Source organism: Ottowia thiooxydans DSM 14619, from assembly GCF_000422885.1.
Lineage (GTDB): Bacteria > Pseudomonadota > Gammaproteobacteria > Burkholderiales > Burkholderiaceae_C > Ottowia > Ottowia thiooxydans.
Window position 1 is genome coordinate 557,367 of the sequence record NZ_AUGX01000001.1, and the last position, 25,284, is coordinate 582,650.

A 25,284-nucleotide genomic window follows, 5' to 3' on the forward strand; every position below is an offset into this window, starting at 1 on the left:
CTCTCTCAGCCTGCCGGCGGTCTCGAGTTATGGAGTGGTTGTCTTGGCGACGTCTCTACGGCCGCGCCATTCGCCCCGGCAGTGGCGTGGACGACGAAATAGAAGTGCCACCCCGAGCGCAATCAACAAGACCGGGCCAATGAGGGGAAACATGCCGACGGGGATCAGGCCCAGGTATTTGGCGACGCCAAGCGAGCCGATAACAATAAATGCAAGAGGAAGGATTCTCATGATGTGCTCTAGGTTGAATCAAGAGGTGGGTGGCTGAGCGAACTGCTTCGAGGAAGATGTTTCTTTTGTGGAGGCGGGAAAGTGTGAGTGGCCTGCAGGGCCACCATGAGAGTGCCACTGCCGCATACCTGCGCGAAAGCGATTGCGTTCTTCTTCGCTCAGATTGGTCCAGCCGGGGCCGAATTGACGATTCATGCGCCGCTCCCAACGGTCTTGCATGCGTTCACGCATGTCGGCGCGCCAACGTGGGCCACGCGCAAGCATGGCGATGCCAATGCCTATCAAAATCAAAGGCCAGAACAACTGCACAAAGGCGGGGTCTATGAAACCGAAGTGTTTGAGCACCCCAAACACGCCTATGGCGATGAGGGCAAATGGAAAGATACGCATGGCTTTCTCCAACAAAAAAGTGCAAATAAGTGAGCGTTAGATGATGAAATCGCCGTATTCGCCGTACTCGGCTTGTAGCCTTTCACGCAAGGCCAGCACGGCGTAACGCTTGCGCGCAAGCAGGGTGTTCTGCGGCACGTGCCATTGGGCGGACATCTCAGCGAACGAAAGGCCTTCAATCTCATGCGCAACAAATACGTCGCGCTGTTCGGGCGGAAGCGTTTGTAGAGCGGTTTGTATAGAGGCCAGTAAAACCGAACGGGCATAGGCTGCATCAGGCCCGGCAGCGGGATCAGGCAGACTCTCTTCAAGCCAGCTTCGGCCTTCTTCGCCGTCAACGGGCGCAAACGGCTCTTCTTTTTTCTTGCGTGAACGGTCAATGATTCGGTTCTTGGCCACTCGAAATAGCCACCCACTGGCTTTCTCAATGGTTTCGGTGGCGGCGTAAAAATCCAGCAATACGTCTTGCAAGATGTCCTCTGCCTCCGCAGCATCACGCACCTGGCCGCGGATAAAGTTACCCAGCCGCGACCGCTCGCGCTTAACGACTTCAGTAAAACGCGAAACATTGGTCGGCATGGCGAATTGTGCTGCGGGGGGCGGGCTGACTACGGCGTCCATACTAGGAAGACGTACGAGCACAGGAAATATTGTGGACGAACGGAATTTAGGCGCGATTACAGCTCGCCTATCCCTTGCCAGACGATGCAGCTGCCCCTGCCAAGTGCGAGCATGAAGCTGCTGAGCGGGAGCTCGGCGGTCCCGGCAGCTCAAGTGGGTCCCGAAGAAGACTCCGTGCCTTTCGAACTCAGCCTACTCAACCTCGCTCAGCTAAGGCGCCAACAATAGCCCCTGCAACTCCTTGCGGCTCTTCACCCCCAATCGCGTGTAGATCTGCCGCCGATGGTAGGTGGCGGTATTGGCGCTGATGCCCATGCGCGTGGCGATCTGCTCCTCAGACAGGCCTCGTACCAACCAGTAGGCTAGTTCGTACTGGCGCTGCGGCAACTTCAGCGCCCGCAGTGCGGAAAGCAAATGCGCCACACGCGGCACCCGCTGGGTGATGTGGATACCCACCGCCCGGCCCTCACCCTTGGCATCGGCCATCTGCGTGGTGCGTAGCGTGAAAGAGCCGCTTGCGTTGTACAGCTCCAGTTGCGGCAATGCTGAAGATAGGTTCTTCGAGCTCCTGAGCGCAGGTTGCTGGACAGATTGCAGGCGCAACAACACTTCTTGCAACGCGGGCGGCAGCTCGCTGCGGCGGTACCAGCGTAGCCCGAAGGCCAGAGCCATCAGCCGGTCAGCCTGTGGCGATGACCACAGCAACCGCCCCTGAGGCGTGGCCACCAGCATGGCGTTGTCGCACACCACGCTGTCCTGCGCATTCAGCTCTCCGGTCTGCAGGATGCGCGCCAGCCAAGGTTCAAGCCCCGCCAACACTGCCGTATCTGCGGGCGTGAAGCACGGGGCGCCCGGCTTGCGGCATAGCTTGAGCGAACCCAGGCCCCGCCCCTGCGGTGTGCGCAACACCAGGCTCAAAAAATCCTGCAGCTCGGATGGTCGCGCCACCTGGTTGTAGAAATCGCTGCGAACGAATACGCTCCTGGGTACGGAGATGAGCTGCTCCATCACCCGCACCCCATGTTCATGCCGCACGGCGGCGGCGAAGTCGTGCGAGCTGTAGTTGACGACCTCGTGCTCCAGCGCCGCCATCTGCGGATCAAAATAGCGGTGCATCCACTCGCGCGCTACCGAAGGCTCGATGTACGCATCCAGAGCCCCGCTGGCATCGGGGTGGAAATAAACACCCGTATCAAAGGCGATCAGTTGGTGCAGCTCATGCATCACTGGCTCAATGAGCGCCAGCCCGCTGAAATCCAGACAGGCCATTAATTGCAGGCGCTCAGTGGCCTGCTGATGAATATGGGAACTTTGCATGGGTGATAGGCGCTTTGCGCCGCATCACTGCGGTGCAAACAAAAACGCTTGCAGCTCCTGCCTATTCTGCACCCCTAGCCGTATGTACACCTGCCTGCGATGGTAGGTGGCTGTATTCGCGCTGATGCCCATGCGCGTGGCAATCTGCTCCTCAGGCAGGCCACGGACCAGCCAGTAGGCGAGCTCATGCTGGCGCTGCGGAAGACCCAGGGCGCGCAGCGTGGGCAACAATTTGGCTACGCGCGGCACACGCTGCGTGATGGCGATACCTACCGCCCTGCCCTCGCCAGCGACCGCTTCCATCAGCGTAGCGCGCAGCGAGAACGTGCCGCTGGCGTTGTGCAAATCCAGTTGCGGTGGCTCAGGGAGACTGGCGCCCTGGCGGGCGTACTCCAGGCGCCGCAGCAATGCCTGCAACGCGGGCGGCAGCTCGCTGCGCCGATACCAGCGCGGCTCGAACGCCAGAGCCATCAGCCGGTCGGCCTCGGGCGATGTCCACAACAGTTGCCCCTGCGGGGATGCCACCAACATGGCGCTGTCATGCACCACAGTGTCCTTCGCATCCGCCTCACCTAGCTGCAGCACACGCGCCAGCCAAGGCTCCAGCTGCGCCATCATGGCCACCTCTTCGGGGCCGAAGCGCGGCGCCTGCGTCCCGCGATACAGCTTGATCGCACCCACACCGGCGCCCTGAGGCGTGCGCAACACCAGACTCAGGCAGTCCAGCAGTTCTGCCGGGCGCAGCGTCAGATTGTAAAAATCGCTGCGCATCAACTCGGCAATCGGCACGGTAATGAGCTGCTCCATCATCTGCGGCCCGTGGTCACCACGCACCGCAGCAGCAAAGTCGTGCGCACTGCGCCGGATCACTTTTCGCTCGCTGGCCATGATCTCCGGGTCGAAGTAAATGTGCATCATGTCGCGCGCCAGCGAAGGCTCGATGTAGGCCCCCATCGCACCCTCGCTGCCGGGGTAGAAATAACCCCCCGTGTCAAAAAAGATCAGGTGATGCAGCTCGTGAAACAGGGCCTCGATCAGTTGCGGCCCGTTGAAATCCAAGCAGGCCATATGCTGCACGCGCGCCAGGGCTTGCTGCTGAACTCGAGAAAGAGACATGGTGTGGATCAGTCGGTTGTTAGTGCACTTTGTAACAACCTACCACATACACCGCGCTCTCCGCCCCACCCCAAGGGGTAGGGATAAGTATTCACCGGCGAAAAAAGGCGAAATACCTATTGAGCAGTCAGAACGCTCAGCGCCTTGCTCGGCGGCGCCGGACCAAGGCCAGCATGGCCAATGACAGGCCCAGCAGGCCAACCGGACTGACCGCCGGCACCGGCACGGGCACGGGGTTGCTGGAGACGACGGGTGGAATTGAACCAGCGATATTCGTTAAGTCAAACGTTTGTGTAATAGGTTCCTCAAGCACGGTGTCATACACCACAGCACTGACTTGATACGTCCCCACCGTGGCGTCGGCGGTGGCCGTGACTTCCGCAAAACCATTGGCATCGGCCAGGGCGCTTTCGCTAGACAACACCGCCCCGCCGGATGCCAGGAAATAGACACGAACCTGCGGCGTCACGCTGCCATCCCAGCCCGTGACTTGCACCCGCAGTTTCTGGACAAAAGCCGTGTTGATTGGTGTGCTTTGTGGCGTGCCACTCGCCGTTGTCATGAACTTTGGCAGATCCGCAATGTTTCTCAGCAGGTGGCTTTGAGGGCTGACCAATGCACTGCCTTGCACGCTGGCCTTCACAGCGTAGGTGCCCACAAACCCGTTGGCCGTCGCGCTCACTTGCGCGTCCCCTGCGGCGTTGGTCACCGCTGTGAGTGCGGAGAAGCTCGCCGTGGCGCCCGATACGGCATCAGGTGTGATGGCAAAAATAACCGTGGCGCCTTGCACTGGATTACCAAAAAAGTCTTGGACATGCGCAGTGACGGGCCCTGAGAATGGCTGGGTGACATATGCCCATTGCGGAGTAGACACGCCAAAAGCAATCGCGGCAGCGGCTCCGGCAGGCGCGGAGTTTGACAGCTTGAACGACGTTCCCGCCGTGTTCGGCGCTGTGGCACTGACGCTATAGGCACCAGACATGCCTGCAGCTGTGGCCGTGACCGCCGCGTACCCGTTCGCATCAGTCACCGCTGTAGTCGAAGAAAGCGTCACACGCGACGGTACGCTAGGTCCGCCAAATGTCACCGTGACACCGGCCTTCGGATCATTCGACGCGTCGGTCAACCTCACTTGCAACTGCGTGCCAAAGGCCGTGTTGACCAGGGTGGTTTGGTTGTCGCCGGCCGTCACCGCCAGGCTATTCGTGTTGGTGTTGCACAAAGAAAAGATCGGCATATTGCCCAAGATGCCAATGGTTCCCTTCATCTCATAGCACCCCATCACGCCATTGGCCACTGGGGTATAGCTAAAAATACCTTGCGCATTGGTGGTGCCCGAGCCGGTAGACGCTACTGGCAGGCTGGGCCCTGGGTTCACTGGGGTAATGCTCACCGCCAAGCCAGGCACTCCCACGCCATTGCTGTCGAGCACCTTGATGGTCAAGGATTGCGCAAAACTGGTATTGAAAACCGTGCTTTGCGGCGTGCCGGTATTCCCGACTGACGCAGCAGCGAGGGCAATGGTTTTGAAAACAGCAATCTTCCCGGCACCGGGGCCAGATGTCACCAGATCCACGCGACCATCACGGTTAATGTCAATTGCCGCAAGCATGCGGGTGACCGAATAACCAATATGCTCGTTTAAAACAAAGGTGTGGTTGGCTTGCTGCAGTCCTACATAGCCATCCGATATAAGGTCCAGCCGACCATCACCGTTCACATCGGCAATGATGATTCGCCCCATATCACGCTCGCCACCCCCAGATAAGCCTGTGGCATAAAGCTTGGTGCTCGGTAAGAAAATACCATTGCCAACACCCTTGGCCATCCATACGCCTTGGCCGTAGGAATTCTGCATCAATATATCGACTTTGCCGTCGCCGTCTATATCAGCGACTTCAATATCCTCGAGGTCCGTGGCGCCAGCGCCTACTCCAAGCAATTGTGCCTGCGGTAAAAAACCTCCATTCCCTAGCCCTTTTAGCCATGAAATATTCGTTCCTTCGTAGCTGCCACGAAAGATCAGATCAGTTTTCCCGTCGCCATCAATATCAGCCAGATGCGAGGTTCTTATGGAAGAGCGAGCAGCATACCCGCTGCTACTTACTTCATATTGTCCAATTAATATGAAATTCCCGAACCCCACATTTTGCAAAACTTCAAAGTAATCAGTCCCACCAAAATTACCATACTCATGCACACCAACAACAATGTCCAATTTCCCGTCGTGGTTGAGATCCGCAAGGCTCGCATTAAAGGCGCCAGTATCAGCATCCGAAAGCAGCGGTCTTTGAATACCAAATGCATTAAAATCGGCGTTATTGTTACCTGATCCTTTTAATACTGATACCCCCAGAGAATCAGTAATAACCAAGTCAATCTTGCCATCCCCATCGATGTCTCCGGCAGAAATGCTCCTAGGTACTTGCAAACCGAATACCAGGTTATTGAAGTCCCGCGTAAGCGCCAGGCCGCCAATGGGCGTGCCGAGATAGATGAGCAACTGGGAGGTGTTTTCATTGACCACCGCCAAGTCTGGGTAACCATCATTATTAAAGTCCGCGCTGACGGCGGCCGTCGACACGTTTGGAGCGTTGCTTGCGCTATTGGCCTGTAACTCCGCTGGCCCGTAAATATTGGCCGCTTGCGCTGGCAGCGCTACAGCGCAGAACGCGGCAGTTGCAGCCACGCTGGCGGCAACGCGTTTCGCTCTTTGCATCCATCTGCTTGCTATTGTTAAAGTTCTCATTGCTCTTAATTCCGACTGTAGATGGCATCAGTCTAGGAAGTTAAGTGCTACAACGCCCCACCCCCAGGGGTGGGTTCAATCGCAAATGATTGCGTCGACGAGAAAATAGAAGCCGGGGATGGTTTGGCGCGATTGGCTGACGAAGTCAAAGCGTGACAAGCCACGCCGCTCAATGACGCAGGTCAACGCCCTCCGGCGAAGGTCAGCAGTCTTTTGGGGTTCTCCACCAGAATTGCAGCCTTTTCCTGCTCAGTGAACCCATGACGGTCCATGATTGGAATCACGTTCTCGAAGATGTGCCCATAGCCGTGGCCACCATTGCTCACCAAGCGGGTCTGGTGGCAAATATCGTGGCTGATCACGATCTGCGATAGATGCCCGCGGCTGATGAGCGTGCGAATGTACTTCAAACGCATCGCATCATTGAGTCCGTCAATGTCGCCTAGCGAATAGTAGGCATGCTCTTGCCCGAAGAGGTCAAACTCCAGAACGCACCCAGTGTCCGCAAGACGGAGAATACGTTCGTTATCAAAGATCGTGCGATCGATGTGGCTGATGATCACTCGTTCCACGGGGTAGCCGTTGCTGATCATGAAATCGATCACTTCCTGCGGCTGGTCCTCGTGGCGGCCCGGGTGCACATTCAGCGCAGCGCCGGTATCGGCTTGTGCAATCAGCGCACCAAGCATGACTTTCTTTTCCAGGTCAGTCCAGGGCGCCTGGCATCCAATTTCTCCAATGATGCCGGCACGCACATCTGTGCCCCATGCGCCTTCAAGAATTTGCGATCTGATTTCCTGGGCAAAGCTTTCAACGGAACGGTCACGGTTGCTCTCGTCCTGATAGGCATCCACGTAATGACCACAGCCCATCACCACGTGAGCACCAGTGCTTTCCGAGATCTTTCTGAGGCCAAGCGGATCTGGCGCCAAGCCGCCATTGCTGAGCTCGACGATGGAATTCCCACCTGCATCAAGCATGAGCTGAACTTCACGGGTTGCGGTTTCCCAGCTCCTGAAGATTTTGTTTCGTGGAACCTTCAAGCGGCCATAGTTGATCTTGAAACAGTTGCACAGCGTAATCTCCGGCCCCTGATCCACGGCAGCTTTCTGCTCGGCGCTTCGAATGTCCCACAGCAAGTGCTCGTGCATCAGCGTCTTGCCCAGGGAATCCGGCTCTATCAGGCCGCGTACTGTTTGAATCTTCCCGCGAAGTTCATCGCTAGAAACCTTGGCCGCGTCTTCAGCTAAAAGTTGATTGAACATGGCAGGCGATCTCACTCACTGGTCGCGCCAGAAGCGCGAACAGCCTTACCCCACATGTCGGTTTCCGCCTTCACGAAACGGCCAAACTCGGCTGGCGTCATAGGCGAAGGAATGGCGCCCATCTGGTCCAGCTTCTGACGAACTGACGGCTCCGCCAGCGCCTTGTTGACTGCCGCGTTGAGCTTCATCACGATGTCAGAAGGAGTGCCTTTGGGAGCAAGCATTCCAAACCATGCGGAGACTGCATATTCGGGGTAGCCAGCTTCCGCCACTGTGGGAATATCAGGCGCACTTGGTGATCTCTCGCGGCTCGTCACAGCAAGCGCACGTAGCTTGCCAGCGCGGGCATGGGGTAAGGCTGATGGCATGTTGTCAAAGCTCAGCTGCACCTGACCTGCGATCAGATCTTGAAGAGCTGGAGCACTCCCTTTGTAGGGAACGTGGAGCATGTCAACGCCTGCCTGGATCTTGAAGAGCTCACCAGCCATATGCGTCGAGCCACCTGTTCCAGCAGATGCGAAAGCCAGCTTGCCTGGATTCTTCTTGGCGTACTCCACCAACTCTTTCACATTCTTAATGGGAAGTGATGGGTTAACCACCAGCAAATTAGGCGAGAGAAAGAAGTTGGCAACGGGCTCGAAATCGGTGGTGATATCAAACTTGAGGTTCTTGAACAAGGTCTGATTGATCGCCGAGGTCACTGCAAAGACCAACAAGGTATACCCATCAGGCGCCGCAGCCTGGGTTTGAGCGGTCGCCAGGTTGCTGCTCGCACCGGCCTTGTTTTCCACTACAAACGATTGGCCCAGGGTCTTGGTTAGCTCAGCGGCAATGATGCGCGCCGCAATGTCCGTCGTGCCGCCTGCAGAGAACCCCACGAGCACTTTCACAGGACGCTCCGGATAGGCTGCGAGCGCCGGTGCAGCAGCGCATGCTGCAACAACACCGAGCCCGAGCAAAGCGCGGCGAAGAACCGGGAAACGCCAGAATTTTTCCATGATGATTTCTCCTGTAAAAATGAAATCGAAAAGCTGAATCAAACCGAAGACAAAAGCTAAATGGGCTCCAACGCGCAGCGGGCCAGCACCTTGACACCATCGAGAAAATCCCTGATCTCCATGGATTCATGCACGTTGTGACTGCCGTTCTGATTGCGGATGAGGACCATGCCGGCGGGCACGCCTGCTCGCGCAAACAAGGCCGCGTCGTGACCCACCGTAGGCATGGTGAGCACGGCAAGCCCAAGACCTCGCGCAGCTTTCTCAGTCTTCGAGATCAGCCCTGCATCCAGTTGAACCGCGTCTGTGCCTACTCGTGAGCCAAAGTCGAAGGACACCCGAAATTCCTTCTCTATGCGCGCAGCCTCGTTCAAGATGCGCTCATACAGCGCGTCTCGGACGGCGTTGTTGGTGCCAGCCACGTTGAGGCTGAAGGTGACCTCGCCCGACACTTTTGTCAGTGCATGTTCCGCCGCATTGGTTGAGAAAATTCCGACGTTGATAATCAGGTCGTCGTTGCCGCCAGCATCAATCAACTCTTGCCAGAAGCGGTCTGCAGCGGCAACCAGATGGGCCGTTGCGATGACGGTGTCTTTGCGCAGATGCCGCGGCGTTGCCGCCGAGTGCGCATACTCACCTCGGCAGGATGCGAAGGGCCTGCGAATGTTGCCCCGAATGGCCGTTGCAGCGCCTATGGGCACTCCTTCGGCTTCCAGAAGCGGCCCCTGTTCAATATGAAGCTCCAGATAGGCTTTAACGCAAGTCAGATCGAGCTTGTTTTTGCCGGGCGCATTGACGTCCACGCTGACGCCCAGTTCATGCAGATGCTGTTGCAATGTCTGGCCCGTCAAGCTGTGCCTGAGGGAAGTCAACTGCTCGCCCGCGAACTCTCCGAGCAGCAACCGGCTTCCGATGTAGGCGGTACCAAACCAGGGGCTCTCTTCCCCTCTGAACCCAATTGTTTTCAAGCTGAACTTGGGCACCAGACCGCAACGTTTGAGCGCGACCTGTAAAAGAACGCCCGCCACCACACCGGCCAGGCCGTCGTAGTTGCCGCCAATGGGAACTGAGTCCAGGTGAGAGCCCATCAAGACAAAGTTTTTCTTGTCCTCGCCTTCGAGCACATATTCAAAATTACCGACTGCATCAGGGCCACAACGCAGGCCTTCGGCTTCAGCAAACTCACGCAGCACATGGCCTGCCGTGGTTTCTTGTTCGCAATAGGCAGGCCGAGTAATCCCTTCTCCATCACGGGAAGCCTCGGCAATCTTGAAAAACAGCTGTTCAGCCACCTGAGCAAGCTTGTCAATTTCGGCGTCAAACTTCATCAGCATGTGTGCGTCTTCGTGAGTCATCTCTTATGGGCCTGGTATGAATTGGCGCTGACACACCTCATTGAGCGAGCGCGTTTCGCTCTCGCACAAAACGTGCGACAGCGTCTATCAGCCCATTGATCTCTGCTTCACCCATAGGCAGCGAGAGGTTGAACATTCCCCGCCGCGCAGGCCAGAAACCTTGTTCAACCATGTCGAAATAGAACAGGTCACGCAGCGGCATATTGCTCACCGTCAAATCGCGGATGCTGCGAACCGGCCCCTCACACATATGCACGTTCATCATCGATCCGATGCCCGTGAACTGCATAGGAAAAAGGGCTTTGCTGGCGATCTCGTTCAGCCGTGTTCGCAGAGCGTCTCCGCGCGCGGTAAGAGCTGCCGCGACTTCAGGGGTGTACAACTTTGAGAGGCCCGCGACACCCACGGACATCGTGAATACGTTGTTGTTGAAGGTACCGGCATGAGCTATGTAGTCCGGCCGCAAGGGGTTGAACCTTTCCATGATGTCGGCACGGCCACCGAAGGCACCAAAGCTAAATCCACCGCCTATGTATTTGCCAAGTGTTGTCATGTCGGGCTCGATACCGTAGACGCCTTGCAGCCCACCACCAGCCAGACGGGAGGTCTGGACTTCATCAAAGATCAGGATCACGCCGCGCGCCATGGTCCAGGCACGCAAGGCCCGGAGAAACTCCGGATCTGCGGCAATACAACCCGCTGAACCTTGCATGGGCTCGATGATCACGCAAGCAAGATCTTCTCTATTCGCATCCAGCAAGGCCTCAGTTCCCTCCCAGTTGTTGAAGGGGGCACGTACAAAGTCAAAGGGCGCATTCAAGGGGCTCGTCTGCGCGCCAAAGGTGAACACGCCGCCGTGGTACGCGCCTTCAAATACGATGACCTTGTTTTTGCCACTGACCACACGCGCACTGGCGAGGGCATAAAGCGTGGCTTCGGTACCGGAGTTGGCAAAACGAATCTGCGCAATGGATGGAAAGCGGTCGCAGATCAAACTCGCCAGTTGCTCCTCTTGCTCAATGTGGCCGCCACGCACCCAACCACTTTCCATGGCTTGCAGCATGGCCTGCTTAAGAACAGGATCCGAATGACCGTACAGGCCTGCAGTGAACTCCCCCAGAAAATCCGTGTAGGTTCGGCCATCAAGCGATGTAACCCGACAGCCTTCGGCCGAGGTCAAAGTGATCGGGAAGGGGTCGCTGAACAGCACCGTGCGTGTGTTGCCACCCGGCAAAACGCGGGCTGCCTTTTGGTGCTGTGCCAGGCTCTTGGGATTGCTTGCGCGATAGCGGCTCTTCGCTTCGGCGATCGCAAGCTGGATAGCTGCGGAATTAGAGGTCTGTGCTGTCATTGGGAAAAATGAAAGTGATCGCTTTAAAGGTGGCTGAGTAAAAACCGACGTGTCTTTAGGTGATTTCCACGTTCAGTGCTTTGTCCAGGCGCTCGCGGCGCTTCACCATGGCGACCGCAGAGGGGCCCAGGCGGCGCGCCGCCGCCAACAAAATGGTTTGGATGGCAAAAAACTGAGAAGTAGCTGAGTCGAAGTAAAAAGGCTCGTCAATGACGACAGAAGTGCCATGCTCTGGCCCTACATGAATGGCGGAATCCGCATCCGTCAGAGCAAGGATGGGCACGCCGTTTTCCTTCATGACTTCCACGGCGGCCACCACTGCGCGCGTATAGGGACGGAAACTCACCGCGACCAATAAGTCGTCTGGTGTGAGGCTGGCCAACTCCAAAGTCAGCCCCTGCCCGGGAACTCCCAAAATGGTCACGTTCTCGCGCAAGGTTCCAAGGTACGTGCCAAAGAAGTGGCTGAAGGCGTAGGTGGCACGCATGGCCAATACGTGCACGTGTTTGGCTGAAACGATGGCGTCGACCGCACGTGTCACGGCATCGGCGTCGAGGCTGTTCGCGAGCTTGAGCACACGCTGGCACTCAGATTGGGCATGTACGCGGATCAGCTCCTGCGGATCATCAATGGTTACCGGCTCCGCCACCCGCTCCTGAACACGGCTGCTGTAGAACGGTTGGGTCTGTGCCACGTGGCGGCGGAACACATCCTGCAGTTCAGCAAAACCGGCAAACCCAAGCCTTTTTCCCAAGCGAGTGAGGGTTGAAGGATCAACGCCATTCTTTGCAGCGAGCTCAGAAATGCTGTCCACCGCAGCGGGCCCTGGGCGGCTCAGCATGTCCTCAAGAACCACCAGCGCCTTTTCACCCACCCGACTCCGCCCGCTTTTGGCTCGTTCTTCCCTCAGAATTTCACGCAAATTCTCAACGCTCAATTGAGTATTCATTTCTAATTTCCTGCAACTCGTGCAAATTTTGAATGCATCTTATGGCGATGCAAATCTCTTTGATATAGGGATTACCCCAGGAAAGAAGTACTCGGACGTGATGAGGCGGGTAGCCTCCATAGAGATACGGCAACCCCAGCATGGCTATAGCAATGCGTCCGCCGTACAGAGCCGCTTTGAGGCACCTCGGCCAATCAGAACGAAGGGAATGTCCCGCTGAAAAGCGAGGTGGCCTGGTCTCGGATAGAGCTCAGCGCACTTGACCTAACTCAGCGCAAAACGCAGATGCGGTGGTCAACTCAAGCGCAACCCGCGCCAACGCAGTTGGCGTTGTACCGGGATGCGCAACGTCAGGCAGCGCTCATTTGCACTGCGCCAGCACGAAGTAGAACGGGATGCACGCCACTCAATGGCACGGCGCCCCAAGTTGGCTTGTAGCCAACCACGCCGCAAAAGCTGGCGGGCCGCAAGATGGAGCCTTGAGCCTGGGTGCCCAAGCCCGCCAGAACATGCCACTCGCAACCCCATCGGCCTACCTGAGCATGAGACCCCTGTTGTGCGCCCCATGCAACCGGCATCCCATCGATCGGCAAAAGCGCTTGCCCCGTTTCGCGTAAGACCTGTCCTAAGAGTCAGAAACAACATGCAGAGGGCTAGCTTTGACAATAGCATCGATGAGAAGATGCGCCGAAATCACGCCGAGGTATCGAAAAACACCCTCTCCGCGGTAATACACCACGACAGACGGAAAGACAGTGAGTTGGGCTTGCCGGAGGGTCAACTTAGCCTCGGAATTAGGTTCGATCTCATGCAAAATCACTACTCGAACTTCCGCACCCGGCAATTGCTCCTGCACAGCATCTGCAGTTTGAAGCATCTGCTGGTCTTGCCGATATTTTCCTGACCACACATAAAAATCCAGACGTACACCTTGAAAATCCTGCGTAGGGCGAATGAAAAGGCGCGGACGTTCCTTTACCGTTCCGTTGGTGCCAGGGTAAATTCCGCGGCGCCGAACATAGGCCGGGTTTGGCATGGACGTGATATTGAAAATCTTGCTGATCAGTCCCAGTGGGCCCGTCTCAAAGGCCACGCTCACGACCGGTCGGGAGAGCCAGTTGCGGTCAAAAGCACCTAGTGGCTGGCAGCCTGAAGCGCAAGGCTGAAAATCGGGCCCTGTTTCAGCAAGTTCAAAGAGTGGCTGATGCTCGGGACTACTGCGCAATGTGTCGAATTTTCCTGACAGGAATTCAGTCACCCGCTTAACGCCTTCATACCCCTCAACACTGCCTTGCGTGCAGTAGTGCACGCCAGGCGCCAGCATGTTTTTCACCCAACCGATGTCAAGCAAGTTGTAAGCCAATGAATAGTACACACAGGCGCGTGCGGCAGCACTTTGCTCATGGGTTTGCAGCCATTGGGCGATAACAGGATCGTCAGGTAGAGGTCGGGCAAGGAAGGTTTTTCGCATGTTCAGTCCCAAGAATCAGTGTGTACAGGCAAGAAAATTTGCCTTAGACAACAGGTCAGGTGGGCCCTGCTAATGAACGCGGAGCACCTTTTTCGAATATGTCGGACTCAGCTTAGACCACCGCTCACTTCCGACGCGGACGGTCTTGCCCGCGAAACCTTTGTCAGTACCTCCGGCGCATCATCCGGGCGCAGATCAAGCACTTCGCGGTCTGCTCCGGATAGCGAACGGAGATCGTATCGACTACTTCCTTCGAATGAAAACTTTGGGAGAAAACCAAATGCATTCGTTCAGAGCTAGCGACGAGAGGGTGGCTCTCTGAAAACATGTCTTCTTTCTAGAATTGCAATCCGTTCAATGAGCGTTGGGGAAGTCGATCTTGCTACAGGCGGCGGGTCAGCGCCACTGATCGCACATGTATGAAAACCCAACAGAACCCAACTACGGCGTCTATGATCACTGGGGTATTCCTACCAATGGCACGTTGCCGCCACTGCAACCATTGCACAACCACTTACACCATCCATCTCGCTTCTGCGAGCGCATTGTCTCCGGCGGACAAACCGGTGTGGATCGTGGTGCGCTGAATTTTGCGATCGAACATGGATACTCACATGGTGGTTGGGTACCGCGGGGGCGCAGAGCCGAAGACGGCATCATCCCATTGAACTATCAGCTCACCGAAATGACCGAAGGCGGCTATCGACAGCGGACCCGTCGCAATATTCAAGACAGCGACGGCACGCTAATAGTCAATCTCGGGCCGCTGGACGGCGGCACACTCGCGACCCAAACCTTTGCCGCACAAATAGGAAAAACGACTCTTGTTGCACAACTTGACATCGAGGCCACAGCGGACGCCGTAACCAATGCGCTTGCATGGCTCCGTCACCACTCTATCAAGACGCTGAATATCGCCGGCCCCCGCGAAAGTAAGCGGCCAGGAATTCATAACCTAACGGTTGAGTTTTTGCGAACGGTTGACCACGCAATTCGTTCATAGAGTCGCACTAGGGGTGGATTGCCGCCATAGCGGCCGTAGCGAATCCATCAGCTTCTCACCGAATGGTCGATAGTGAAGTTTGACCTTTACGTCAGACTTTGATTCAACGCAGCAACCGCACCTTGTCACCGGCAGCCATGAAGTTCTTTCAGTTGCTGATCACGGCAGGTGAGGGCCACCAGCAGCGTCTTACAGCTCGAAAGCACATTGCCCACTAAGGGCCATTGGTGTGCGAACCTGAGGAGCGACTTTCTCCAAGGACGCTCGAGAATCTGCAAACGCGACAATGCCAAGCGGGAGCTCGGCGGTCCCAGCAGGGAGACCCGCAGACAACCCGACTAGGGCGTGTTCACACTAAATTCGCCCCCGCGCCGAGGTTTGCCGGGCTGCAGTGCAAGGCGCGCCGTGCCGCCAAGGTAGCGATCCTTGGCAAGAGGCGCATCGCGGCAATGCGGCCCGGCAAACCCCGGCCCTGAGGGTGAGGCTCTGGCAATCCTCACTCGGCGTTGCCGACGCCGGCCGCGCAAACCCTCGCCGGGTATCCAACCCGGCTGCGGTTTGCGCCTTGATTGCGGCTCGCCAGAATCTCACGCGGGGGTGAATTTAGTGTGAACACGCCCTAGCAGTTAAGCAAGCTGCGGAAACTCCAAGCGTAGTCCTTGCAGGCGCCCCAGGGCACATACGCTGTGGAGGGAAATTCTGAGCTTAGCCCCCACTCAGAAGGGCGCTGCCGCCGGAAGAGTACACTCCAGATATAAATAAGAACCATTCCTATTTATATACATGGTTGCTGCCACCCTACCCTTGCACACTGACGTGCAAACACTCTATCTCGATCATCACAGCTGGTTGCTGGGATGGCTGCGTAAACGCCTGGGCAACGCTGCGGATGCTGCCGATCTGGCACACGACGCGTTCTTACGCTTGATCGTCAAGCCAGCTCCACGTGGGTTTGCCAGCGATGGAGAGGCTCGTGGGTATCTGCGCACCATGGCCCAAGGGATGTGCATCAACCTCTGGCATAGGAGGGAAATCGAGCAAGCCTGGCTGGATACCCTGGCTACCTATCCGCAGGCCTTCGCCCCCTCTGCAGAACGGCAGGCCATTGTTCTGGAAGCGCTGCACGAAATTGGCACGCTATTGCTGGGTGCACCGCCCAAGGCAGCCCGGGCTTTCCTTCTATCCTCCGTGTGCGAAATGAGCGCCCAGGAAGTGGCGGACGAGCTGGGCGTTTCTACCCGGATGGTGCGCAAGTACGTAGCGCAAGTCATGCTGCGTTGTATGCAGGCGCAGGCCAGCCAGACCGTAGCCGGCCTGCTTCAAGACTCCTGACACGCGCCTCATGCACACGCCTTCACATGCCGCCATGCAGCAAGCGGCCGATTGGTACGCCTTGCTGATCTCCGGCGAAGAAACAGCCAATGACCGGGCACGCTGGAAGGCCTGGCTGGTGACCAATCCGGAGCATCGCCAAGCCTGGAGTTATGTAGAAACGGTCAGTCAGCGTGTATTGGCACCGTTGAAGGACACCACTGATCCTCATTTGACCGCAGAGAACCTGCACTCCGCCAACACCCGCACATGGCGCCGCCGCCATGTGCTCACCAGTGTGGCGGTGGCCACCAGTGCAGGCGCGCTGGGGTGGATGAGTTGGCGCAGCTCACTCGGCCCCATGGTGCTGGCTTTGAGTGCTGATCACCGCACGGGTGTGGGCGAGATACGCGAGATCGAGTTGCCCGACGGCACCCGCGTCTGGCTCAATACTGCCAGCGCATTCAACCAACACTACAACACGGACTTTCGGCGGCTACGACTGTTAGCCGGTGAGTTCCTCATCGACACCGCTGCGGACGGCGCCAAGCGCCCGTTCATCGTTGAGACACCGGAAGGCTGGCTGCGCGCACTTGGAACCCGCTTTACAGTCCGGCGCGAGGACGAGCAAACCGTGCTCGCCGTGTATCAGGGAGCAGTTGAAGTCCGTACGGCCGCAAGTGGTGACGTCAAAACCATTCCTTCTGGCCAGCAAACGCGCTTCAGTGCTCAAGGCATCAGACCTCTGACGTCCGCTGATCAATCCAGCGCTGCATGGAGCCGTGGCGATCTGGTGGCGCTAGACACGCCCTTGATCGAAGTGGTGGAAGAACTGCGTCGTTACACGCGCCAGCATATTGGTGTGGACCCATCCTTCGCGCAACAGCGGGTATTTGGTTCGTTCCCTCTGCATGACGTCAACACCACGCTGAATCTGCTGGCAGATGCAGCCAACTTGCGAGTACGCCGCACACTACCGTGGTGGGTCACCCTGGAAGCTTTGTGAACCCCGGTTGACGCGCGCCGCGGGGGGGGGGTCTTTCCCTCGCTGGACGTCCCTGCGCTACCGCATGCCGTTCTCATCGGTAGCCCATCCTCAGATGAAAAAGCTTGCCGAGGAAACCACCGACGGGGAAATCTTGAAAAAATTTGCAGAAATGGTTCCGCTTTTTTTGTCTCGGCTGATTTACCTAGTGAGAGAGGGCCACATCCAAGAGCGACAGCCACCGCGCAGCAGGCAGCCAGTTCGAACCAGGAAATGAGGCGCTCGCCATTTCTCCACATTTCTTGATCAAGACCATCACCATGCCTCGTGGTACTCACGCCTCCGTTACCTTCGCCCTGCGACCCATTGCAACCGCTCTGCACATTGCACTGGCAAGCAGTTCATTCCTGGCGATAACCTCTCCTGCACACGCGCAGACCGCTCCATCCGCGGTGCGAACCTATGACATTCCCTCTGGGCCACTCCCCTTCGCACTCACGCGATTTTCGGCTGAATCAGGTATTCATCTAGCGGCTTCCAGCAGTCTGGCCCAAGGCAAAACCAGCCCGGGATTAAAGGGCGAATTCAATGTAGCCGGTGGCTTGGTCGCGCTGCTGGCGGGCACCGGCCTGCAAGCTGTCCCATTGAGCGGAGGTGGATATGGGCTGCGGGCAATACCTGTGTCAAGAGTGGCCACTGAAGCACCATCCTCAACCGCCGAGCCGAGTGAAGTGCAGCAACTGGCCACAGTCACAGTGACTGGGCGCACACAGAACAACCTGACAGCACCCGCCAGACAGGTCACTGTTCTGGAGGCAGAGGAGATTCAGCAGCTCAGACAAGGCTCGGATAGTCTTGCCACCATGCTCAGCAAAGTGGTTCCGGGGATGGCGGACTCCAGCCACACCATCACCGATTACGGGCAAACGCTTCGCGGCCGCAACATGCTGGTGCTGATAGATGGAATTCCTCTCAACACCAACCGTGACTCATCCAGAAATCTAGCCAACATCAACCCTGCGGATATTGAGCAGATAGAAGTGCTGCGTGGCAGCAGTGCCATCTACGGCAGTGGCGCAGCAGGCGGCATCATTGCCATTCAAACCAAGAGGCCTTCAGGCGAGGCCAAGGCTGAAACCACAGTGAGCGGCTTGAGCCCACTCTCCAGGCTGGGAGGTTCAGGCCTTGGCGGTGAAGTGCAGCACTACATTTCCGGTGGCAACGACAAGCTCGACTACTCGTTCAGTGTAGGCGGCCGGCGAATTGGTGGATCATTTGATGCCAAGGGTGACCGAATTGCACCAGAGCCAAGCCAAGGGGATTTGTTCGACTCCAATGTGTACAACGCCTCTGGCAAGGTAGGCTTCAAGATCGATGCCAACCAGCGCTTGCAACTATCTGCCAGCCACTACAACGCCAATCAGGACACCAGCTACGCCTCCGATCCCTCTGTGGCTCGCTTGCCGGCGGGCACCACCGCTGCCCGGCCTATAAAAGGCCTGGTGCTTGCCGATCAGAATCAGATCAAGAATACTTTGCTTGGTCTGGACTATGAGAATCGAGACATTGCGGGCAGCAAGCTTGCCGCACAACTGTATTACCGTGATTTCTTCACCCGGTTCTCGCCTTTCGATGCGCGCGCGGTTCCCGTACGTGGCGCCAATATCGATCAGGCCATGCAGAACTCAAAAGTATTTGGTGGCCGGCTCACCATCAAAACTCCATTAGGGCAAGACAAGAAAACCCTGCTCATCTGGGGCGCGGACTTCAACCATGAACGCACGGACATGCCAATTGACGTGTTCGACCCCAAAGCATATGACGCCAGTGGCGGCCTCGTCTTCAACAAGACGGGCCGCTTGATCTACATGCCGCCCATCACCACCAGCAGTTTTGGCGGCTTTGCGCAGTTGCAGCACAAGTTCAACGAAAAATGGTCTCTTGAAGGCGGCGCGCGGTATGACCGGGCTGAAGCTCGTTTCAATGACTTCACGCCGCTCTCTCAATCAAAGTTGCCTTCGCCGCAGTCAATTACTGGAGGCACTGTGAAGTATGGTTCATCTACCTTCAACGTGGGGACTGTATTCACGCCGGTCAAACGCCAGGAGTTCTATGCGTCTTACAGCCAAGGCTTCGAATTACCGGATATTGGAGTGGTGGTACGCAATGCCACACTTGGATTTGACATAGGCAACTCCAATCTTCAGCCCATCAAGACCAATACCTTTGAACTCGGCTGGCGCGGCAAATTCAACAACATGCAAGCGAACCTGAGCGTCTTCCAATCCCAATCCAACCTGGGAGCAGTTCAAAGTTTCAATAACGGGTTGACGCTGCTGCGTACCAAGGAAAAGATTCACGGCCTGGAGGCGGGTCTGGACTATTTCAGCACAGACGATCGCTGGAGTATGGGAGGCACCCTCACCTGGATGAAGGGCCGCGAGCTGTTGCAGACCGCGAGCAACTACCAGAGCATGACTGGCTTTCGGATCCCTCCTCAGAAACTGACGGCGTATGTGGAATACAGGCCAAACGCGCGTTGGAGCCATCGGGTACAGGCTACTTCCTACGCATCCAAAGATTACCGCCTGGACGGAAAAACAAGTTTCGGCCGCTACGACACCCAGGGCTACACCACAGTGGACTTGATCAGCCAATGGAAGATCGATTCGAAGAACCGGCTTTCGTTCGGTATTGAAAACTTGTTCAATCGCCACTACTACCCACTCTACAGCCAACTGCTCAGAAGCAATAACAACACCAGTCGCCTCCCAGCGGCAGGCGCTGTGCTGAAAATCAGCTACACGCACGTTTGGTGATCGGGTGCGCGCCCTGCTCCGCAGGCTGCACCGCTGGTGCGGTCTGAGTGTCGCGGTCTTTCTGTTGGCAAGCAGCCTCACGGGGAGCTTGATAGCCTTTGAACACGAGCTGGACGCTTGGCTCAACCCTGAGCTTTTCTATACGGGAACCACCGGGAAAGCACTGCCCCTTGATGCGCTGATTGCCAGAATCGAGGGGCAAGATTCAAGGCTCCGCGTGACGCAGATGCCGTTGGATACAGAGCCAGGGCAAGCGCGCGAAGTACAGGTAGAAACCAAGGCCATTACAGGCTCCGCGCGAGCGCCGATCGGGTTTGATCGTCTGTTCGTAGACCCCACCACAGGCCGTGTACTTGGGGCGCGTCAATGGGGGGTTTGGCAATGGGATCGTGCTCACCTGATGCCGTGGATGAACCGCTTCCATCGCAGCCTTACCTTACCTGGGCGCATAGGCAACCAACTGCTGGGTTCGGTGGCGGTGGTGTGGCTGTCCATATCGTTCGCGGGCCTCTACCTCACATTGCCCGCCAAACTGAAAACGAGCAAGACATCAGATCCCGGCACTCACCGGCAGGCGGGTGCCACCTACTGGAGCCGTTGGAAGCCAGCATGGCAGATCAAACGAGGAGCCAAGGGTTTTAGGAGAATCAATGATCTGCACCGGGCTGCAGGTTTATGGGTACTGCTGCTTACCTTGTCCACCGCATTCACCGGCATTTACCTCAATCTTGGGAACGAGCTGTTCAAACCAGCGGTCAGCCTGTTTGGCCCCATCACGCCCCACCCCTTCACGACCATACCCAAGGCCCGAGTGCCATTGGCCACCTCTCCAACACTTTCTCCCGAGCAAGGGCTCAAACTAGCGCGCGAGCTATTGCCAGATGAAGCGCGACACTATGAAAACTGGTACTTGGGCTACGACGCTTCCCGAGGCTTGTATCGCGCTGCCTTCAAGGAACGTGGGCTGCGAGAGCATATTCTTCGTGTCCGGTATGAGCAGATATTCGTAGATGCGGAATCCGGCAACTTGCTGAGCCGCTTCGGATATATCAGCGGGACCGCTTCCGATCGTTTCCTGGTGTGGCTGTATCCGGTTCATTCCGGCAAACTTCTGGGGGTGCCTGGGCGTTTGGCCATCAGTTTAGGTGGCTTGTTCGTGGCACTGATCTGTGTGACCGGTGTGCTGCGGTGGATAAAAAGAAAAAACGCCAAGGTTTGATTGCTGCATTCCAATCCTGAAGCCATGTACACCAACTCCTGAGAGGTGTGATGACGTTCAAGTCGATACGTCTCAACACCAACGGGGGCTGGAAACGCAGCCAACGCAGGTTTGAATCACGGCTGCTACCTGAGCAAGCTCAGTTGGATTTCCAATTGCGCCAGGCTGGGGGTAATGATCGGGATCAACGCAGACTCTCGCCAGCGACGAGCAAAACCGGGAGCGTGATCTTCCAGGTACGCATGTCCGCCCCAAGCTTGCAACTCAAGGTTCAGGGCTTGCTGCACGTGGCGAGCAAATGCGATTCTCAAACGAAACAGGGCAGCCGGGTCGCTGCTGAACCGGCCGTTCTTCAAGCCCTGCAATAGCATTCCGGCATCAGTCTCCAGAGCGCGGCTCAGCTTAAGGAGATGAGGCGCTAAAACTGCACGACGGCCAACGCGCTCCTGGGCGGCGGCGACGCTGGCGCGCGCCAAACCAATCGACATACCGCACTGAAACCCCAGAAACTGCGGTCGAACCTGTGTCAACCAGACCGTCAGGTTGTCATGCAGCCGGTGTTCCGCGCCCATAAGTACCGCATCCAACTGGACAGATGAAACTTCGCAGCCCCGAAGGCCAATCAAACCCAAATCCCGGCCACGATGAACGCCTGGCATATCTGACCGGAAGGCAAAGACCGGTACAGGTCCGGGGGCCGCAGGTTGCGCAGCTGCTGCGATACTGAAACCACTGGCGCGGAGGTTGGTGACCCAAGGAAGCACGCCATCAATGCGCCACTTTTTTTCTCGCGATTCGGCTCTTGCCATTGGCTTGGCGACCACCTCAAGGGGTTCAAGCCCGCAAACAAACTTCATTGCATTTGACAAGGCAACCGCTCCGGCCCACTCACCTGCGAGCAGTCTTGGCAGCTCTCGTTCACGCAATGCGGGGTTATTGCTGCGGACCACACATTCGATATAAGTACGGTGGCTCCAGAGGACGAAAGAGGCTGCCAATGAGTGCTCTGCCAACTCCGCGATGGATTCAGCAGTCTCAGCCCAAGACCCGCCACTGCCTCCCATTGCTTCAGGAACCCCTATGCGTGTCAGCCCCTCAGATGCAAATTTTCTCAGCAGATCAATACCTGCTGTGCCTTGATCCAGAGCCTCTGACAAATCAACCAGCCAATGGGCGGACCTTGCCCCCATTTGGCCGCTTGCCGCCACTGGTTGGGTCGAAGTGGGTTTGGATTGACGAGGCAAAAACCCGGAGGGGCTGGACATGCGTTTTCTACGGAGAAGTAAAGGGGAACATCAGCGGCTGTGTATGCACGTTCTGAGCCCCTTCACTATCGCTAGGACATCCCCGCAGGGAAAGCAGCAGATGCTGCTTTTTTGACCGGATCAGCGCTATGCCAACGAGCTTGCCAACTTGCCCAGTACCGCCAAGGCGGTTTCCAGTTCCGACGCATCCGCCTGCCCAAAGTTGATTCGCAGATGATGATGGAATCGATGATCTGCAGAGAAAAGATGTCCTGGCGCGCTACTCACCTGGTTCGCAAGAGCCAGCCGATGCAATGCCAGCGCATCTATGTTCATCGGCAGTTCGATCCAGAGGAAGTAACCGCCCTCCGGCGGTGAAGCCCGTGTTCCTGGAGGGAAGTGCTTCGCAATAGCGCGCAATGCGGCGGCTCGGTTCCCTAGCAGGGTGAGCCGCAATCGCCGCAGATGCTTGTCGTAGCCGCCTTGCTGGAGGTAGCGTGACAACGCTTCCTGAGAAGGCACAGCGGCCGTCAAGGAGCTCATCAGCTTTCGACGTGCGAGAGTGGCGGCAAAGCGGCCAGCGGCCACCCAGCCAATTCGGTAGCCAGGAGCCACCGTTTTGGAGAAGGAACTGCAATGCAGTACAAGCCCTTGCGTGTCCCAAGCTTTGGCAGGCCGCGGCTTGTGCGCGCCGAAGTACAACTCTCCGTAGACATCGTCTTCGATCAGCGGGATCTGCCGCTCCGTAATGAGCTGCACCAGTGCTTGCTTGGCTTCATCAGGCATCAGGCTGCCCAAAGGGTTCTGAAAATTGGGCATGAACCAACATGCCTTCACGGGGTGTCGCTCCAAAATAGCGGCAAGCGCTGACACGTCTACCCCTGTGCGAGGATGGGTGGGCACTTCTATGGCCCGCAAGTTGAGCCGCTCCAATGCCTGCAGCGCGCCGTAGAAAGTGGGTGACTCCACGGCAACGAGATCGCCGGGTTGGGTCACTACTTCGAGACTCAAATTCAGGGCCTCCATCGCGCCGTTGGTAATGACCAGCTCATTTGAGTCGATAGCGAAGGCCGTTGCAAGGTAGCGCAAGGTGATCTGTCGGCGCAGCTCGGGGTTACCTGGCGAGAGATGCTCCACGGTACGCCATGGATCCAGTCTGCGCATAGCCTTGCTTTGCGCCATCGCAAGCTTTTCGAGTGGAAACAAAGTGGGATCAGGAAAGGCCGATCCCAAGGGCGCCAGATGGCGGTCTCGCATGTGCTCCAGCACCTGAAATACCAGTTCAGAAACCTCTACATCTTGCTGCTCACCACTGGGCCGGGAAGACTCAGGCTCAGGCACGCTGGAGGCGCTGCTGGCCACAAAATAACCCGAGCGAGGACGCGCCTGAATCAAGCCTCGATCTTCAAGCAAGTAATAGGCTTGGAAGACGGTGGAAGGGCTGACGCCACGGTTGGCGCAGGTTTGCCGCACTGAGGGCAGCCGCGCTCCGATAGGCAGGGTTCCATTGGCTATGGACTCCGCGATGTCACTGGCCAGTTGTTCGTAGCGCTTCACTTTCTTTCGCTCTTCTGGAAGTACACCATGGTGGGACTGATTTGCTTGGAGCTTTGCTAAGGTTTTACTCAGTATATCGACCGGATCTGAGCTGATTTTTTCTTTCAATTCTGAGCATTGAAGCGTCCCGGCTGGACGTGCAGACTCTCTGGCATGTGTGAGCACGATCCATCAGGCTCGCACTCGCAAGAGGAATTGACTGAGATATGAGTGAAGGATCATTACGCCTAACGGAAATAGCTTCGAGAATTCCAAAGTTCTCGCTGGGTTTCGTTGTCTTGGTATTCATGCTGCTTGCAGGCGACAAACTCTCTCAATGGCTGGCCTTGTCAATACCGCCAGCCATCATCGGCATGGTGCTTCTTCTCATCGTGCTCGGTATTTTTGGCCGCTTGGCCCCTACCGCGGAAGCTGCAGGCAAGCCGCTTTTGAGGCACATGATGTTGTTCTTCATTCCCGCTGTGGTGGGCGTGATGGAGCAATTTCAAGCATTGAAGTCTGGCTGGCTGCCGTTCGTAGTGGCCAGTATTGCGGGCGCGGCGCTCACCCTCGTGGTGACAGCGTTCACCCTGGAAAAGCTGATGAAGCGCCAGGAAGCGGTTGAATGATCGACGCGTTGGCATCGCCTTCCGGCGCTGCGATGGTGCTGGCCGCGACACTCCTCACGCTGGTGGCCTATGGGCTGGCTCTATGGGCATATCAGCGTAGCGGCTGGGAGCTGCTCCTTCCGATTCTCACGGGCACCACGCTGGTAGTGGTCACGCTGCTAGCTATGGATATTCCGTACCGCGTGTACAGGGAAGGCACCGCCCTGCTCTCCTGGCTTGCAGGCCCAGCCACTGTCGCGCTCGCCCTGCCCCTCTACGCGCAACGTGCACGGCTACGAGGCATCTGGTGGCCGGTCGTGGGCGCAGTGTTGGCGGGATCAGCTACCGCTGTGATTTCCGCTATAGGGATAGCGTGGCTATTGGGTGCCAACTGGGAACTGATGATGTCCCTGGCTCCAAAATCTGCCACCATGCCCGTGGCCATGCCTCTCGCTCAAAGCGTGGGAGGGGTAGCCTCTATGAGTGCAGTGGCGGTGGCTTTGACGGGCATCGCAGCAGCCGTTTTCTCCACGAGACTGTTCTCCCTGCTCCGCGTAAAGAGCGACACGGTGCGCGGCTTGGCGTTAGGCGCTGCGGCTCACGCCATTGGAACCGCCCGAGCCGTTCAGCTGAGCGAGACGGCGGTTGCCTTCGCCGCTTTGGCGATGGGACTCACTGCACTGATCACCAGCATTCTGGTTCCGCTGATTGTGAGGCTGCTGTGAACTCCTCTGTGAACTCCTCTA

General features: G+C 57.2%; 22 protein-coding genes. 7 read left to right on the forward strand and 15 right to left on the reverse strand.

Annotated elements, in window-relative coordinates; genetic code table 11:
- Positions 1–27: 27 nt before the first annotated feature.
- The 13 genes from G518_RS39110 to G518_RS0102765 form a co-directional block, all read right to left on the reverse strand.
- Positions 28–231 (reverse strand): LiaF transmembrane domain-containing protein, encoded by a 204-nt coding sequence (locus tag G518_RS39110; protein WP_084651362.1) that lies wholly within the window; start codon positions 229–231, stop codon positions 28–30.
- 18 nt (positions 232–249) lie between these two features.
- Entirely contained in the window at positions 250–621 is a 372-nt protein-coding gene (locus G518_RS0102705) for a LiaI-LiaF-like domain-containing protein (RefSeq protein ID WP_028601203.1), read from the reverse strand.
- A gap of 36 nt (positions 622–657) precedes the next feature.
- Positions 658–1,200, reverse strand: coding sequence for an RNA polymerase sigma factor (locus tag G518_RS0102710; RefSeq protein ID WP_028601204.1), 543 nt, complete (start codon positions 1,198–1,200; stop codon positions 658–660).
- A gap of 252 nt (positions 1,201–1,452) precedes the next feature.
- A complete protein-coding gene (locus G518_RS0102715) occupies positions 1,453–2,559 on the reverse strand; it encodes a helix-turn-helix transcriptional regulator (RefSeq protein WP_028601205.1) in 1,107 nt (368 codons plus the stop codon).
- A gap of 24 nt (positions 2,560–2,583) precedes the next feature.
- Complete coding sequence (locus G518_RS0102720; RefSeq protein WP_028601206.1) at positions 2,584–3,675, reverse strand: helix-turn-helix transcriptional regulator; 1,092 nt, start codon at positions 3,673–3,675, stop codon at positions 2,584–2,586.
- A gap of 136 nt (positions 3,676–3,811) precedes the next feature.
- The gene (locus G518_RS0102725; protein WP_028601207.1) at positions 3,812–6,394 is read right to left on the reverse strand and encodes an FG-GAP-like repeat-containing protein; all 2,583 of its coding nucleotides are present in this window, start codon (positions 6,392–6,394) and stop codon (positions 3,812–3,814) included.
- Positions 6,395–6,606: 212 nt separating this feature from the next.
- A complete protein-coding gene (locus G518_RS0102735) occupies positions 6,607–7,689 on the reverse strand; it encodes a phosphotriesterase family protein (RefSeq protein WP_051235897.1) in 1,083 nt (360 codons plus the stop codon).
- Positions 7,690–7,700: 11 nt separating this feature from the next.
- Positions 7,701–8,687, reverse strand: coding sequence for a Bug family tripartite tricarboxylate transporter substrate binding protein (locus tag G518_RS0102740; RefSeq protein WP_028601209.1), 987 nt, complete (start codon positions 8,685–8,687; stop codon positions 7,701–7,703).
- A 56-nt stretch (positions 8,688–8,743) separates the two neighbouring features.
- On the reverse strand, positions 8,744–10,042 hold the full coding sequence (locus G518_RS33645) for a hydantoinase/carbamoylase family amidase (RefSeq protein WP_051235899.1): 1,299 nt from the start codon (positions 10,040–10,042) through the stop codon (positions 8,744–8,746).
- A 37-nt stretch (positions 10,043–10,079) separates the two neighbouring features.
- Positions 10,080–11,393: an aspartate aminotransferase family protein gene (locus tag G518_RS0102750; RefSeq protein ID WP_028601210.1), complete on the reverse strand. Its 1,314-nt coding sequence runs from the start codon at positions 11,391–11,393 to the stop codon at positions 10,080–10,082.
- A 55-nt stretch (positions 11,394–11,448) separates the two neighbouring features.
- A complete protein-coding gene (locus tag G518_RS0102755; RefSeq protein ID WP_028601211.1) occupies positions 11,449–12,342 on the reverse strand; it encodes a MurR/RpiR family transcriptional regulator in 894 nt (297 codons plus the stop codon).
- A 350-nt stretch (positions 12,343–12,692) separates the two neighbouring features.
- Positions 12,693–12,920, reverse strand: a complete 228-nt coding sequence (locus G518_RS41445; RefSeq protein WP_028601212.1) for an amidase family protein — start codon at positions 12,918–12,920, stop codon at positions 12,693–12,695.
- Positions 12,921–12,967: 47 nt separating this feature from the next.
- Positions 12,968–13,813, reverse strand: a complete 846-nt coding sequence (locus G518_RS0102765; protein WP_028601213.1) for a hypothetical protein — start codon at positions 13,811–13,813, stop codon at positions 12,968–12,970.
- 415 nt (positions 13,814–14,228) lie between these two features.
- Here G518_RS0102765 and G518_RS0102770 point away from each other — a divergent pair, with 415 nt between their 5' ends.
- The 5 genes from G518_RS0102770 to G518_RS0102790 all read left to right on the forward strand — a co-directional run bounded on the left by G518_RS0102770 (position 14,229) and on the right by G518_RS0102790 (position 21,150).
- Positions 14,229–14,816, forward strand: coding sequence for a putative molybdenum carrier protein (locus G518_RS0102770; RefSeq protein WP_084651366.1), 588 nt, complete (start codon positions 14,229–14,231; stop codon positions 14,814–14,816).
- Positions 14,817–15,599: 783 nt separating this feature from the next.
- Positions 15,600–16,148, forward strand: a complete 549-nt coding sequence (locus tag G518_RS0102775) for a sigma-70 family RNA polymerase sigma factor (protein ID WP_028601215.1) — start codon at positions 15,600–15,602, stop codon at positions 16,146–16,148.
- 10 nt (positions 16,149–16,158) lie between these two features.
- On the forward strand, positions 16,159–17,133 hold the full coding sequence (locus tag G518_RS0102780) for a FecR domain-containing protein (protein ID WP_028601216.1): 975 nt from the start codon (positions 16,159–16,161) through the stop codon (positions 17,131–17,133).
- 299 nt (positions 17,134–17,432) lie between these two features.
- The gene (locus G518_RS0102785) at positions 17,433–19,931 is read left to right on the forward strand and encodes a TonB-dependent receptor (protein ID WP_028601217.1); all 2,499 of its coding nucleotides are present in this window, start codon (positions 17,433–17,435) and stop codon (positions 19,929–19,931) included.
- A 4-nt stretch (positions 19,932–19,935) separates the two neighbouring features.
- Complete coding sequence (locus G518_RS0102790; RefSeq protein ID WP_028601218.1) at positions 19,936–21,150, forward strand: PepSY-associated TM helix domain-containing protein; 1,215 nt, start codon at positions 19,936–19,938, stop codon at positions 21,148–21,150.
- 125 nt (positions 21,151–21,275) lie between these two features.
- On the opposite strand, the gene G518_RS0102795 is transcribed toward G518_RS0102790, so the two are convergent.
- Positions 21,276–22,415 (reverse strand): acyl-CoA dehydrogenase family protein, encoded by a 1,140-nt coding sequence (locus tag G518_RS0102795; RefSeq protein ID WP_211231659.1) that lies wholly within the window; start codon positions 22,413–22,415, stop codon positions 21,276–21,278.
- Between the two features lie 126 nt (positions 22,416–22,541).
- Positions 22,542–23,951, reverse strand: a complete 1,410-nt coding sequence (locus tag G518_RS0102800) for an aminotransferase-like domain-containing protein (protein WP_028601220.1) — start codon at positions 23,949–23,951, stop codon at positions 22,542–22,544.
- A 206-nt stretch (positions 23,952–24,157) separates the two neighbouring features.
- On the opposite strand from G518_RS0102800, the gene G518_RS0102805 reads away from it, so the two are divergent.
- Both G518_RS0102805 and G518_RS0102810 read left to right on the forward strand, forming a co-directional pair.
- Positions 24,158–24,559, forward strand: coding sequence for a CidA/LrgA family protein (locus G518_RS0102805; RefSeq protein WP_084651368.1), 402 nt, complete (start codon positions 24,158–24,160; stop codon positions 24,557–24,559).
- Positions 24,556–25,263, forward strand: coding sequence for an LrgB family protein (locus tag G518_RS0102810; protein WP_245597878.1), 708 nt, complete (start codon positions 24,556–24,558; stop codon positions 25,261–25,263). The genes G518_RS0102805 and G518_RS0102810 overlap by 4 nt, the downstream gene beginning before the upstream one ends.
- Positions 25,264–25,284 lie beyond the last annotated feature (21 nt).